This is a genomic window from Sphingomonas sp. G5 (genome assembly GCF_052660795.1).
The window spans coordinates 270,753-284,513 of sequence record NZ_CP109660.1 but is presented as its reverse complement, the minus strand read 5'-3'; the positions used below and the strand labels follow the sequence as shown (position 1 = coordinate 284,513).

Annotated in this window: 14 protein-coding genes; 9 read left to right on the top strand and 5 right to left on the bottom strand. The window is 70.7% G+C overall.

Features of this window, described 5'->3' with window-relative positions; all coding sequences use genetic code 11:
- Positions 1-31 precede the first annotated feature (31 nt).
- The 3 genes from manD to NE358_RS01345 are packed head-to-tail and all read left to right on the top strand — an operon-like array spanning position 32 to position 2,833.
- Complete coding sequence (gene manD / locus NE358_RS01355; protein WP_103206945.1) at positions 32-1,258, top strand: D-mannonate dehydratase ManD; 1,227 nt, start codon at positions 32-34, stop codon at positions 1,256-1,258.
- Positions 1,248-1,904 carry a bifunctional 4-hydroxy-2-oxoglutarate aldolase/2-dehydro-3-deoxy-phosphogluconate aldolase gene (locus tag NE358_RS01350; RefSeq protein ID WP_289940712.1) on the top strand — a complete coding sequence of 219 codons (657 nt, stop codon included), beginning with the start codon at positions 1,248-1,250 and terminating at the stop codon, positions 1,902-1,904. The genes manD and NE358_RS01350 overlap by 11 nt, the downstream gene beginning before the upstream one ends.
- Positions 1,901-2,833: a sugar kinase gene (locus tag NE358_RS01345; protein WP_103206947.1), complete on the top strand. Its 933-nt coding sequence runs from the start codon at positions 1,901-1,903 to the stop codon at positions 2,831-2,833. Before NE358_RS01350 ends, NE358_RS01345 begins: the two co-directional genes overlap by 4 nt.
- Before the next feature lie 130 nt (positions 2,834-2,963).
- On the opposite strand, the gene NE358_RS01340 is transcribed toward NE358_RS01345, so the two are convergent.
- Positions 2,964-3,320: a sterol carrier family protein gene (locus tag NE358_RS01340; protein ID WP_103206948.1), complete on the bottom strand. Its 357-nt coding sequence runs from the start codon at positions 3,318-3,320 to the stop codon at positions 2,964-2,966.
- Between the two features lie 184 nt (positions 3,321-3,504).
- Here NE358_RS01340 and purD point away from each other — a divergent pair, with 184 nt between their 5' ends.
- From purD to NE358_RS01325, 3 genes are all read left to right on the top strand, one after another.
- Positions 3,505-4,776 (top strand): phosphoribosylamine--glycine ligase, encoded by a 1,272-nt coding sequence (gene purD, locus NE358_RS01335; RefSeq protein WP_289940705.1) that lies wholly within the window; start codon positions 3,505-3,507, stop codon positions 4,774-4,776.
- Positions 4,777-4,900: 124 nt separating this feature from the next.
- A complete protein-coding gene (locus NE358_RS01330; RefSeq protein ID WP_289940704.1) occupies positions 4,901-5,491 on the top strand; it encodes a class I SAM-dependent DNA methyltransferase in 591 nt (196 codons plus the stop codon).
- Positions 5,488-6,000 carry a GNAT family N-acetyltransferase gene (locus NE358_RS01325; protein ID WP_170210636.1) on the top strand — a complete coding sequence of 171 codons (513 nt, stop codon included), beginning with the start codon at positions 5,488-5,490 and terminating at the stop codon, positions 5,998-6,000. The genes NE358_RS01330 and NE358_RS01325 overlap by 4 nt, the downstream gene beginning before the upstream one ends.
- A 132-nt stretch (positions 6,001-6,132) precedes the next feature.
- On the opposite strand, the gene NE358_RS01320 is transcribed toward NE358_RS01325, so the two are convergent.
- Complete coding sequence (locus NE358_RS01320; protein WP_180993392.1) at positions 6,133-7,353, bottom strand: ice-binding family protein; 1,221 nt, start codon at positions 7,351-7,353, stop codon at positions 6,133-6,135.
- A 115-nt stretch (positions 7,354-7,468) separates the two neighbouring features.
- Here NE358_RS01320 and NE358_RS01315 point away from each other — a divergent pair, with 115 nt between their 5' ends.
- Both NE358_RS01315 and NE358_RS01310 read left to right on the top strand, forming a co-directional pair.
- Positions 7,469-7,825, top strand: coding sequence for a hypothetical protein (locus NE358_RS01315; RefSeq protein WP_289940700.1), 357 nt, complete (start codon positions 7,469-7,471; stop codon positions 7,823-7,825).
- A gap of 155 nt (positions 7,826-7,980) precedes the next feature.
- Positions 7,981-8,292, top strand: coding sequence for a hypothetical protein (locus NE358_RS01310; RefSeq protein WP_116238778.1), 312 nt, complete (start codon positions 7,981-7,983; stop codon positions 8,290-8,292).
- 165 nt (positions 8,293-8,457) lie between these two features.
- Here NE358_RS01310 and NE358_RS01305 read toward each other — a convergent pair whose 3' ends face one another.
- The 3 genes from NE358_RS01305 to NE358_RS01295 all read right to left on the bottom strand — a co-directional run bounded on the left by NE358_RS01305 (position 8,458) and on the right by NE358_RS01295 (position 12,602).
- Entirely contained in the window at positions 8,458-10,008 is a 1,551-nt protein-coding gene (locus NE358_RS01305; RefSeq protein ID WP_141376422.1) for an MFS transporter, read from the bottom strand.
- A complete protein-coding gene (locus tag NE358_RS01300; protein WP_103206955.1) occupies positions 10,005-10,628 on the bottom strand; it encodes a PadR family transcriptional regulator in 624 nt (207 codons plus the stop codon). Before NE358_RS01300 ends, NE358_RS01305 begins: the two co-directional genes overlap by 4 nt.
- 207 nt (positions 10,629-10,835) lie before the next feature.
- Positions 10,836-12,602 carry a BCCT family transporter gene (locus NE358_RS01295; RefSeq protein ID WP_103206956.1) on the bottom strand — a complete coding sequence of 589 codons (1,767 nt, stop codon included), beginning with the start codon at positions 12,600-12,602 and terminating at the stop codon, positions 10,836-10,838.
- Positions 12,603-12,713: 111 nt separating this feature from the next.
- On the opposite strand from NE358_RS01295, the gene NE358_RS01290 reads away from it, so the two are divergent.
- Entirely contained in the window at positions 12,714-13,643 is a 930-nt protein-coding gene (locus tag NE358_RS01290) for a phosphoribosylaminoimidazolesuccinocarboxamide synthase (protein WP_499318185.1), read from the top strand.
- The last annotated feature ends 118 nt before the right edge of the window (positions 13,644-13,761 follow it).

Here is a 13,761-nt window from a genome sequence, read left to right as displayed (position 1 = left end):
CCGCCTCCCGCTTCGACAAGAAAGACCCCGTATGAGCATCGCCTCCGTCGACGTCATCGTCACCAGCCCCGGCCGCAACTTCGTCACTCTCAAGGTCACCACCAGCGACGGCATCGTCGGCTGGGGCGACGCCACGCTCAACGGCCGCGAGCTGTCGGTGGCGTCGTATCTCTCCGACCACCTCGCCTCGATGCTCATCGGGCGCGACGAGGACCGCATCGAAGACACCTGGCAGTACCTCTACCGGGGCGCGTACTGGCGCCGTGGGCCCGTGACGATGGCCGCGATCGCCGCCGTCGACATGGCCCTGTGGGACATCAAGGCGAAGAAGGCCGGGATGCCGCTGTACCAGCTGCTCGGCGGAGCCAGTCGCGACGGCGTGCGGGTCTACGCGCACGCCTCGGGCACCGACTTCGCGGCCCTCTCCAACGCGATCACCGGGTATCGCGAACTCGGCTTCACCGCCGTCCGCGTGCAGACCGGCGTCCCCGGCCTGGGGCAGATCTACGGTGTCTCGGCCGCCGGTCCGGGTGTGCGCTACGACTACGAACCGGCCAAGCGCTCGGGCGACCGTCCGGCCGAGGAGCAATGGGACACCCGCCAGTACCTCACCCACATGCCCGGCGTTTTCGCGCAGATCCGGGAGGAGTTCGGCACCGACCTGCGCCTCCTGCACGACGGCCACCACCGCATGACCCCCATCGAGGCCGCGCGCTTCGCGAAGGACATCGAGCCCTACGACCTGTTCTGGCTCGAAGACGCCACCCCGGGCGAGGACCAGGCGGCGCTGCGACTCATCCGACAGCACTCCACCACCCCGCTCGCGATCGGCGAGGTCTTCAATACCGTGTACGACTATCAGACGCTCATCACCGAACGCCTGATCGACTACGTGCGCTCCGCCGTGACCCACACCGGCGGTATCACGGCGATGAAGAAGATCCTCGACTTCGCCGCCATCTACGGCATCCGCTCCGGCATCCACGGCCCGACCGACATCTCGCCCGTCGGCATGGCCGCGGCGCTCCACCTCGACCTGGCGATCCACAACTTCGGCATCCAGGAGTACATGCCGCATAACGAGCAGACGCTCGAGGTGTTCCAGACGTCGTTCACCTTCGACCGGGGCTTCCTGCACCCGGGCGATCAGCCCGGCCTCGGCGTCGAGCTCGACGAAGAGGCCGCGAGCGCCTTCGAGTACACGAAGGCGTACCTGCCCGTGAACCGCCTGCTCGATGGGACCGTCCATGACTGGTGAGCTGCCCTTGCGCACCCTCTCGTCGAAGCTCGTCGTGGTCGCGCGGGCGTCGGCCGCCGCGGACTACGGTGCGGTGCTCGACGCCCTCGCCGAGGGCGGCATTCGCAGCGTCGAGGTGACGCTGACGACCCCGGGTACCTTCGACGCCTTCGCCTCGCTTCGCGCCGCGTTCGGCGACACGCTCGACCTCGGCATCGGCACCGTCACGACCCTCGGCCAGCTCGAGCGCGCGATCGAGGTGGGCGCCGACTACGTCGTGACGCCGATCACCTCCTCCGCGCTCGTGGAGCGGGCGGTGAATGCCGGCATGCCGATCATCCCCGGCGGTCTCACCCCGACCGAGCTGTTCGCGTCCTGGTCGGCGGGCGCCTCGGCCGTGAAGGTGTTCCCGGCCGGTCAGGTCGGCCCCGGCTACCTGAAAGACCTGCGCGGGCCGTTCCCCGACATCGCCGTCGTGCCCTCGGGAGGAGTGGATGCCGACTCCGCGGCCGCCTGGCTCGCGGCGGGGGCCGTGGCGGTCAGCGTGGGCGGGCCCCTGCTCGGTGACGCCTTCCGTGGCGGCGACCTGGGCGCGCTGCGCGACCGGGCCGAGCGGTTCGTCGCGGTGTGCGCGGGTTCCGAACGCCCCGAGGGACAGTCCGCGTGACCCGCGTCGTCACGCTCGGCGAGACGATGGCGCTCGCCCGCACCACCGAGATCGGCTCGCTTCGCCACGCCGCGGGGCTCGCCCTGGGCATCGGCGGGGCGGAGAGCAACGTCGCCGTCGGCCTGCGCCGGCTGGGGGTCGACGTCTCGTGGCTGGGCCGCGTCGGCGACGATCCCCTGGGCGAGCGCATCGCGCGGGAGCTGCGCGCCGAGGGCCTCGACGTGCGCGCGATCGTCGACGGCGGAGCACCGACGGGCCTCATGCTCAAGGAGCGTCCGTCGGCGGCATCCACCGCCGTGCACTACTACCGCCGCGGTTCGGCGGGCTCACGCCTCTCGCCGAGCGATATCCCCCCGGAGTGGATCGAAGAAGCGGACCTGCTGCACGTGACCGGCATCACACCGCTGCTCTCCGACACCGCACGCGCCACGGTGCTCACGGCCGTCGAGCGCGCCAGCGGCGCCGGCGTCACGGTGAGCTTCGACGTGAACTACCGCTCGGCCCTCGCGAGCCCCGCCGTCGCGGGCCCCATCCTGCGCGAGATCGCCGAGCGCGCGACCATCGTGTTCGGCGGGCCCGAGGAGTTCGCGCTGATGACCCCGGATGCCGCGGAGTCGCTCCTCGATGCGGGAGTGGCGCACGTGGTGGTCAAGCGCGGTCCCGACGGTGCGGCCGTCGTCACCGCCGACGGCTCCACCGAAGCTCCGGGTTTCGCCATCGACCCGTTGGACACCGTCGGTGCGGGCGACGCCTTCGTCTCGGGGTACCTCAGTGCCCACCTCGACGGTCTCGACATCGCCGCGGCGCTCATCCGCGCCAACGCGTGCGGGGCCATGGCCTGTCTCGTGCCGGGCGACTGGGAGGCTGCCCCCACCCGACGCGACCTGGAGCGGTTCCTGGCCGGCGGCGGGGACCCCGTCCGGCGCTGACGCGGGGCGCGGGGGCGGGGCGGCGGGGGCGCGGCCGGCGAGGTCACGTGATCTCGTCGAGATCGCGGCACATGGCGTGTGCTGTGGCCGAGATCACGTGATCTGGCTGAGCGCCCGGCGGCACCCCCGCCTACGGCCGCAGCGGCAGCAGCGCGCTGAGGTCGGCGCGGACGCCCGAGGCGACGATGCGGCCGGCGGTCACGGCATCCGCCCAGTGCTCCTCGCCCGTGGCGACGGCGATCCAGGTCGCGGCGTCGGTCTCGACCACGTTCGGAGGCGTCCCGCGCGTGTGCCTCGGACCCTCGATCACCTGGACCGCGCCGAACGGCGGCACGCGCATCTCGACCGAGTTGCCGGGGGCCTTCTCGACCAGCAGTTGCAGCAGATACCGCACGGCTGTGGCGGTCGCGGGGCGCGGGGCGTCTCCGGCGGCGACGGCGGCGAGGGCGGCGCGGCCGTCTCCGGTCTCGATACGGCGGGGAGGCATGGCATCCACGCTACCCGCGGGTCGACGCGGGGTCGGCGTCTCGCTGCTCGCGAAGGACCTCAGCGATCGCGCACCCTCGTCGGCATTCCGCCGCAGTGAACGGAGGTCGTGCAGTCGGCTGAGGATGCGCGCTTGCGCGCGGCGGCGCGAAAGGCGCGACCCCCGCGCTCGGTAGGCTGGCCGCGTGAGAATCCTGGTCCTCGGTTCGGGCGCGCGCGAGCACGCCATCATCCTCGCCCTGCGCGCCGAAGAGGAGTCGCACGCGATCTTCGCCGCCCCCGGCAACGCGGGCATCGCTCGCGAAGCGCACCTAATCGACCTCGACCCGATGGATCCCACCGCGGTCCTGACCTTCGCGAAGAGCGAGGCCATCGACCTCGTCGTCGTCGGCCCCGAGGCACCCCTGGTCGCCGGAGTCGCCGACCCGCTGCGCGCCCACGGCATCCCGGTGTTCGGCCCGGGCAAGGCCGCAGCCCAGCTCGAGGGCTCGAAGACGTACGCCAAGCGGATCATGGATGCCGCGGGCGTCCCCACCGGCGGATCGGTGCGCGCGCACGACGTCGCCACCGTCGAGGCCGCCCTCGACCGGTTCGGCGCCCCCCATGTCGTCAAGGCCGACGGTCTGGCGGCGGGCAAGGGCGTCATCGTGACCTCCGACCGCGCTGCGGCTCTCGCCCACGCCGAGAGCTACCTGCCCAGCGGCGCGGTGCTGATCGAGGAGTTCCTCTCGGGCCCCGAGGTCTCGCTGTTCTTCCTCAGCGACGGCGACCACGTCGCCCCGCTCAGCCCGGCCCAGGACTTCAAGCGTCTGCGCGACGGCGACGAGGGCCCCAACACCGGCGGCATGGGCGCGTACTCCCCGCTTCCGTGGCTGACGGAGCGCTTCGGCGGAGAGGACGAGTTCGTCGCGCAGGTCACCCGCGACATCGCCGAGCCCGTCATCCGGCAGATGGATGCCGAGGGCACCCCGTTCATCGGGCTGCTCTACGCCGGGCTCATCCTCACCGAGCAGGGCGTGAAGGTCATCGAGTTCAACGCCCGCTTCGGCGACCCCGAGACCCAGGTGGTGCTCCCCCGCCTCATCGATCCCCTGTCCCGCCTTCTGCTGGCGGCGGCTTCGGGCACGCTCGAGGATCAGCCGCGTCCCGCCTTCGCCGAGGCGACCGCGGTCACCGTCGTGCTCGCGAGCGAGGGCTATCCCGAGGCCCCCCTCACCGGTCGTGTGCTGACCGGGATCGACGAGGCCGAAGAGGTCGACGGCGTCCACGTCGCCCACGCCGCCACGGCACGACGTGACGGCGACCTCGTCGCGACGGGTGGGCGTGTGCTCAGCGTCGTCGCCACCGGCTCCACGTTCGGCGAGGCGCGCGAGGCGGCCTACGCCGGACTCGAGCGCATCGGCCTCGAGGGCGGGCAGTACCGCACCGACATCGCCGCGCGGGTGGCGCAGGCCTGAGCTTCGCCCCGCGCTGCGGGAGCGGAGGAGATCACGGGAGCGGAGGGACGAGTCCGCGGCATCCATCCTCCGTTCCCCGGATCTCCTCCCGCCAGCGGTGAAGATCACCCCGTAGCCTCGAGCGATGAGTTCGACCGCGTACGACGCCCGCGCCGACGAATACATCGCGGCCCTCGGATCGATGGATGCCGTGCACCCGGTCGACCGCAGCATCGTCGACGCCTGGGCCGCCTCGGTCAGCGGTCCGCTGCTCGACGCCGGATGCGGACCGGGGCACTGGACGGCGCACCTCGCCGGGCAGGGCCTCGACGTGCGGGGTGTCGACCTCTCCCCGCGGTTCGTCGCGCACGCGCGGGCGGTGCATGCCGGCATCCGGTTCGATGTCGACACGATCGACGGCCTGGAAGCCGCCGACGGGGAGTTCGGCGGGATCCTGTCGTGGTTCTCGACGATCCACCACGAACCCGCGCGCGTCGACGTGCCGCTGCGGGAGTTCGCGCGAACGCTGAGTCCGGGCGGCCGACTGCTGCTCGGTTTCTTCGTCGGCGCGGGGGTCGAAGCATTCGACCACGCCGTCGTCCGGGCGTACCGCTGGCCCGCGGCGGAGCTGGGGCGCAGAGCGGATGCCGCGGGCTTCGACGTCGTCGAGACGCACACGCGCGAGACGCGCGGAGGCCGGCCGGTGGGGGCTCTGCTCTGCGAGCGGCGGGCGTGATCATCGCCCGCCTCGCGACGGCCCGCGTCGAGGATGCGCCCGCCGTCGCCGCGTTCCAGACCCTTGCGTGGCAGCAGACCTATCGCGGGCTGATCGACGACGCTCTGCTCGACGTCCCGGCCAGCAGTCGCGTCGACCGGTGGACAGAACGAATCCGTTCCGGGTCTCGGACCGTGACGATCGCCTGGGCGGCGAGCGCGATCGTCGGAGTGGCGAGTACCTCCGTCGAGGATTCACCGCGCGCTGGGTTACCGCCGCGCGAACTGCACACGCTCTACCTGCGCCGCGACGCGCAGGGCGCGGGGCTGGGATCGCGCCTCCTGCACGCCGCGATCGGTGACGATGCCGCCCATCTTCTGGTCTTCGAGGTCAACCGACGTGCGCGACGGTTCTACGCACATCACGGCTTCGCGCCCGTGGGCGGGACGCTCCTCGACCCCGGCACCGGGCTCACGGAGCGGCGGTGGGTTCGGCCGGGTCGAGTGATTGCCGCGCCCGGGCAGGCATGAGGGCCACGCGCCGACCCCGCGGCTCGGCATGCGGGGCGATGCACGACGCTCAGCCGTCGCCCTCTCTCGGCACGAGACACGCGAGGCCGGCGCCCCTCGGGGTGCACCGGCCTCGCGTTCGTGATCAGCGGGTCAGGAGCGACGTGCGCGGCGTCGGGAGATGACGACGGCGACGAGACCGGCGACGAGTAATCCGCCGGCGAGGTTCAGCGCCATCGTCGGATCGGTACCGGTGACGGCGAGCCCGCCGGGAGTGTCGGCGCGAATGCCCGGGGGCGGGGTCGCGCTGCCGGTCGGCGGGGTCGAGGCCGACGGCGAGGGGCTCGGCGCGGGAGCGGGCTGGCCGACGACGAGGTTCACGTTCTGCGTCGCGTCGGGTGCGGTGCCGTTCGACGCGGTGATGACCACCGCGTAATCGCCGGGCGTCGTGGGCGTCCCCGAAATGACTCCGGTGCCGCTGTCGAAGACGAGGCCGTCGGGCAACCCGGTCACGGTGACGGTCGGCGCGGGGTTTCCCGTGGCGGTGATGGTCGAGGTGTAGCCCTCACCGACGATGGCGTTGCCCGGCGGCGGCGACGTGATGGTCGGAGCGGTCGTCTCCGACACCGTGCCCGGAGGAGGGCAGCCGGTGGAGGCGGTGATCGTGTTGTCGTCGAGTGTCACCGCACCGCTCTGAGCGATGAGGCGGCCCTGGACGGTCGCGCCGGTGGTCGCCGTGACGGACAGCTGGGCGACGACGGTGCCCTGGAACTGCGCGGCGGTGCCGACGGAGGCCGAACTGCCCACCTGCCAGAACACGTTGCACGAGCTCGCACCACCGGTGATCGTGATGCGACTGCCCGAGCCGATCGTGAGAGTGGATGCCGCTTGGAAGACCCACACCGAGTTCGCGTCCCCGGCGAGGGTCAGAGCGCCCGCGTCGGCCAGGGCGAGAGCGCCGCCGGAGTACACGCCGGGCGACAGAGACAGCCCGTTGAGCTCCTCGAGGCCGGTGCGAGTCGGCGTCAGTGAGGCGGCGGTGCCGTATGCCGTGAGAGCGTCCTGCTGCGCCTGCGCCGCCGCGGCATCGGTCTGGTGGACGGTGCCGTTCACGACGCCGTCCGGCAAACCGCCGAAGCCGGTGATGGACGTTCCCGGGGAGAGCCCCAGGTCACCGTTGACGAGCGTGGGGCCGGTATTGGTGACGGCGCTGGCCCCGAGCACGCCGTAGGTGCTGGCGGTGCCGAGATCGACCGGGCCGTCGATCACGGTCGCCGCCGAGGCGGGGGACATCGCTGCGGCCCCCATGACCGCGGCGAGACCGACACCCGTGACGACGAGGGTAAGGGGTCGGAGAAAACGGGACGTGGCCATGAGAGGCCCCTGTCTGATGACGAAGAGCCACAGGGCGAACGTCGACGACATGCACATGATCTCCGGTCTTCGAAGTATGCGCCTCTCAGGTCCGTCATAGGCGAATGCGCAGACATTGGCGACCGATTGCCAGTTTGACTCTCGCACGCGGGATCAGGGACAGGAGCACGGGTCGGGCCCCCTGCGCGCCACGATCGGCGACGACGCGGCGCATTTCCTCGCCTTCGGGGTCGACGAGCGCGCACAGCGGTTCTCCGAGCGTCACGGCTTCCCGCCCGTGGGCGGGACACTCCTCGTCCCCGGTACCGGGCTCGGACGCGGGGCGGATGCCGCTCGCTTCGACGACGTCGAGACGCACCTCCGCGCGACGCGGGTCGAGAGGCCCATCGGGCGTCGGAGTGGAGCGGTGGGCGCGACGGTGACGACGTTCTCGAGCCCCGCGGTCCTGCGCCCGCTTGACGATCCCGCGTGACGAATCCGTCGGTCGACCCGTCTCCACAGTGTTCCGCCTCGCGGATCCCCGAGCCGCCCGGCCGGCGCGCCCCCCATTTCCGCGTCGGCCGGGTGTCGCGACATAGGCTTCGAACGGCGATGCTCACGCACCGCGAACCTTCGTGAGGTGATCGAATGCGGCGCGAGAACGCACGCGAACGTCTCGCTGCGGCGCTGTTGCCCGAAGAGGTGCCCCTGCTCACGGTCGAAGCCGAGTCGTCGCCTCCGGCCCGCGGAGGGCTGCTCGCGGTCACTCCCACCCGCGTCGTCTTCGCCTCGACGACCGACACTTGGACGGTGGAGCTGCGCCGGGTGACGAATGTCTTCCTCGAGCAGGAGTACTCCCGCGGCCTGATTCGCATCGAGTCGGCTCAGCCGCGGTTCTTCGGCGCCGAGGCGTCCGACGCGCAACGGGTCGTCGCGGCGATCCGGGCCGGGCGTCCGTAGGACACTTCTGCACCGCCGTCCGCCTCGCACGTGGAACGGAGGACACTCGCGCTGCGGAGGATGGAGTCCGCGGCATCCCTCCTCCGCTCGCCGAATCTCCTCCCGCGCGCACCCGGACACGGCGAACGCCGCCGCCCCTCGGCAGGGACGGCGGCGTTCGCCGGGTTACTCGCCCGCGGCAGCCGGAGCGGCCTGGGCCGGAGCCGCGTCGCGCGGAGCACCGTGCGGGCGGATCACCGACGGACGGCGCATGAACAGCACCGCCACGAGGCCGAGCCCGATCACGATGATGGGCAGCGCGAGCGACTGCCCCATCGCCTGAGAGAAGCCGGTGACGACCTGCGGAGGAAGCGCTCCGCCGCCGAAACTCGCAGATGCGTCCGCGGCACCCGGCAGATTCGCCTCGAGGCGCGCCTGCATGAAGGCGGCGATGGATGCCGAGCCGATGACCGATCCGACGGTGCGGGTCGTGTTGTAGATGCCGGCGCCGGCGCCCGCCTGGCGCGGCGGGAGGTTGCGCGTGGCAGTCGTCGCGAGCGGGCCCCACATGCCGGCGTTTCCGATGCCCATGAACACCGAGGGGATGAGGAACATCCAGATCGGCGCGTCGTTCAGGATCAGCGCGACGTAGAGGCCGAGCGATCCGCCCACCAGCAGCAGACCGGGCACGAGCAGGAAGCGCGGGTCGGTGCGGTCGAGCAACTTGCCCGCGAAGGGAGCGAGCACGCCCGACAGGATCGCCAGCGGCACGAGCAGCAGCGCCGACTCGGTCGGCGTCAGGCCGCGGGCGAGCTGCAGGTAGAACATCTGCGGCAGCGCCATGCTCGTCACGGTGAAGCCGACGGCCGCGATCGCCAGGTTCGCGATCGAGAAGTTGCGGTCGCGGAAGAGGTCGAGGGGAACGAGCGGCTCCCCCGTGCTGCGCGCCTGCGTCCAGACGAACACCGCCATGACGACGACGCCCGCGGCGACCATCGCCCAGATCCACGCGGCCCAGGAGTAGTGCTCGCCCTCCTGCAGACCGAACACGATGAGGAACAGACCGACGGCGCTCAGCACGACGCCGAGGATGTCGAACTTGTGCGCGGTGCGCGGCAGCTGCGGCACGAGGATGACGGCGGCGACGAAGCCGATGATGCCGACGGGGATGTTGATGAAGAAGATCCACTCCCAGCCGAGGCCGTCCACCAGCAGTCCACCGGCGAGGGGGCCGACCAGCGTGGCGACACCGGCGGTGGCACCCCACAGACCCATCGCCGCGCCGCGGTTCTGCGGCGGGAAGGTGCGGGTGATGACGGCCATGGTCTGCGGCGTCATCATCGCCGCCCCCAGGCCCTGCACGGCCCGGGCGGCGATCAGCACCTCGAGCGAGGGCGCGAGGCCGCAGGCCAGCGAGGCGAGGGTGAACAGCGCCAGACCGATGAGGTAGATGTTCTTGGGGCCGAAGCGGTCACCGAGGCGACCGGTGATCAGAAGCGGCACGGCGTACGTCAGCAGGTAGGCGCTGGTGACCCACACGACGTTGTCGAGGTTGTTGGTGTTCGGGTCGAGGGCTGCCTTGATGGCGGGGTTCGCGACCGAGACGATCGTGGTGTCGACGAGGATCATGAAGAACCCGATGACCAGCGCCCAGAGGGCGGGCCAGGGGCTGCGTTCGTGGGTCTGGTGGGACCCGGTACGGGTAGATGCCGCGGAGGCGGCGCGAGAGTCGGTCATGCTGTGGTCTCCTTTGAGACGCGGTGCTTTTTCTTGATGTGTTCGGGGATCTCAGCGATGCCCCAGGGGAGGGAGCGATCGGCGAGGCGCGCACGCAGGGAGTCCTGCCACGCGAGTTCGGCGTCGAGCAGAGCGGATTGACGCCGCAGCTCGACGAGGAATTGTTCGGGGGTCTCGCGCTCGGCCGCGACGCTGAGACCGTCGTGATGTTCCTCGACGGAGGCGACGAGCCGGGCGCGGCGCGCGTCGAGCAGACCGATGACCTCGGCACGCCCGAGGTTGTGGGCTTCGGAGAGGGCGACCCGGAATTCGCCCGGTCTGTCGATTCGCGGGAGTTCGGCGCGCACCCATTCTTCGACGGCCCGATGGCCGGCATCCAGGATCGTGTAGGTGGTGCGCTCGGGACGGTTGCCGTCGCGATCAACGCCGACCTCCGCGAGGAGACCGTCGCGTTCGAGGCGCGCGACCGTGTGATAGATCGTGCCCTTCTGCAGGGGCACGAGACGGTCGTCCCGGCGTTCCTTCAGCAGGCGCACGAGCTCGTACGTGTGCATGTCAGCCTCGCGGAGCGTGGCCAGGATCATGACGGCGACGGGGGTGAGATGGCTGGCCTCCGGCATCCGTCCTCCTCATGGTCCGTTTCGACTAGTCCACGTGGACTATACGCTCATTCCTCGCCCCGCGCCAACGCGCGAAGATGAACGTCGCGTGTCGAGCACACACCGTTGGCACGCGAATCGTCGCGGCGCGTCGTGCACACTCGACGCGAGCACGCCGCGCCCGATTCGGGGCGCGGCGTGCTTCGCAGCGGTGAGGGATGCCGGGGGTCAGGCCTTCGCGGAGTCGCTTCCGACCGATTCGGGGCTGCTTTCCGCATCGGCGAGAGCCACCTCGCGCGCCTCGGCCTGTGCCGCCACCGCACGACGCTGACGCCACCGCACGGGGATGCCGAAGATTCCGCGCTGGTTCGGTTCTTCGACCTCGAGGCCGTAGTGCTCACCGATCGAATCACGCAACTGAGCGCGCTCGGCCTTGTCGTAGGCCTTCATCTCGCGTCGGAACGCGACGACCGTGGCCCAACAGATCGCCAACAGCACGACGCTGAAGGGCAGAGCGATGCTGATCGCCGCGGTCTGCAGCGCCTGCAGCCCGCCCGCGATCAGGAGAGCGAATGCGATCACCGCGGTGGCCAGGGCGAAGAACACGCGCACCCACTTCTTGGGCTCCTCCTCGCCGCCGGTGGCGATCATGCTCATCACCAGCGCGCCCGAGTCCGCGGAGGTCACGAAGAACACCGCGATCAGGATGAGGAAGCCGACGATCAGGACCCCGGAGGCCGGGACGTTCTCAAGCATCTGGAACAACGCGGTCGACACGTCCACCGACCCGTCGGGCCCGGTGTACGACGCGGTGCCCGTCAGCTCGCCGTAGATCGCGGTGCCGCCGAGGACGGTGAACCACAGGATGCCGACGAGCGTCGGCACGAGGATCACGCCGACCACGAACTCCCGCACGGTACGACCGCGCGAGATGCGCGCGATGAAGATCCCGACGAAGGGCGCCCACGAGATCCACCAGCCCCAGTAGAACGCCGTCCACGCGCCCTGCCAGGCGACGCCGTCGTCACCCGCATACGCGCTGACCGTGAAGGACAAGCCCACGAAGCTCTGGATGTAATTGCCGATCGATTGCACCACGTCGCGCAGCAGGAACTCCGTCGGGCCGGCGAACAGCAGGAACAGCATGAGCACGCCCGCGAGCACGAGGTTGATGTTCGACAGCCACTTCATGCCCTTGCCCACGCCCGAGAGCAGCGAGAAGAGCACGAACCCGGTGATGATGCCGATGATGATGGCCTGGCTAATGATGGTGGGCGGCACGACGCCGAGAAAGTCGAGGCCCGCGCTGATCTGGATGACGCCCAGCCCGAGCGAGGTGGCGACACCGAAGAGCGTGCCCACGAGGGCGGCGACGTCGATCGCGTTGCCCCACCCGCCCTGAACCAGGCGCGCACCGAGGATCGGCTCGAGAGCCCAGCGGATCGTGCGGGGGCGGCGACGGCGGTGGAAGGCATACGCGAGCGCGAGACCGAGCACGACGTAGATCGACCACGCGTGCACGCCCCAGTGCAGGAAGGTCTGCGACATCGCCTGCTGCGCGAGTTCGGCGGGAGTGCCCTCCACGCCGGGGCGGGGAGAGACGAAGTGGCTGAGCGGCTCGCTCACCCCGTAGAAGACGAGGCCGATACCCATGCCGGCGGCGAACAGGAGAGAGAACCACGAGATGGTCGAGAACTCGGGTTCGTCGTCGTCCTGGCCCAACTTGATCGTGCCGAACCGACTGAAGCCCATGGTGAGGGCGAAGACGACGAAGAACGCGGCGATCAGCACGTAATACCAGTTGAACGTGGACACGATGGTCGTCTGCACCGCGGTGAAGGTCGCTTCGGCCGCGGACGGGAAGATCAGCGCGAAAGCGATGAAGGCCAGGGCGATGCCGGCTGCGGGCCAGAACACCCACCCGCGGATGGTCGTATGCCGGCTACCGGCGTGCGGGTCGATTCTCACCGCGGTATCGGGGGCTGCCTCGGTCATTCCACCGAGCGTAGTCAGGAGGGTGGCCGCGTCCGGGGGGCAGGCGCGCGAGCGAGCGTTGTGACACAATCCGCGCCGATGCGCGTGCCCCGCACCCGCAATAATGAGCGGGTGACCACCGCTCCCCCGCTCGAGCTCCCCGGCTTCCGCCACATCTACTCCGGCAAGGTCCGCGACCTGTACGTGCCGACCGACACCGCCGAGGGCGAGGCCCCCGCGCACCTCCTCGTCGTCGCCAGCGACCGCGTGAGCGCCTTCGACCAGGTGCTGTCTCCCGGCATCCCCGACAAAGGGGAACTGCTCACGACGCTGAGCCTGTGGTGGTTCGATCAGCTCGCGGGCGCCGACGGGGGCCGCTCGATCCCGAACCACCTCGCCGCCGACCACGCTCTGGTGGGCGACGAGGCCGTCGCCCTCATCCCGGATGCCGTGCAGGGGCGCTCGATGCTCGTCCGGTCCCTCGACATGCAACCGATCGAGTGCGTCGTGCGCGGCTACCTCACCGGCTCGGGCTGGGCGGAGTACCGGGCCGAGGGCACGGTGTGCGGCATCCCTCTCCCCGAGGGCCTGAACGACGGCGACCGTCTGCCGGAGCCGCTCTACACTCCCGCGTTCAAGGCGCCGATGGGCGAGCACGACGAGAACATCACCTTCGAACGCTCGGTCGAGCTCGTCGGGGCCGAGACGGCTTCGGCCCTGCGCGATCTCTCGCTCGAGATCTACCGACGCGCATCCGAGACAGCCGAGGCCCGCGGACTGATCCTCGCCGACACGAAGTTCGAGTTCGGCTATGACGCCGACGGCGTGCTGACCCTGGCCGACGAGGTGCTCACCTCGGACTCGTCCCGCTACTGGGATGCCGAGGCCTGGCGCACCGGAACGACACCCGCCGAGCGCATGGCGAGCTTCGACAAGCAGATCGTGCGCAACTGGCTGGCGGAGAACTGGGACAAGCAGGGCGAGCCGCCGGCCCTGCCCGCCGAGATCGTCGAGCGCACCCGCGACCGCTACGCGGAGTTGCTGCGCCTGCTCACGTCCTGACCTCACCCGCCGCGATGCCACCGACATCACGTGGCGTCGGCGGAACCACCCCGCGAGATCACGTGATCTCGCCAGAACGACCATCGAGATCACGCGACCTCGTCGAGAGCACACGCCA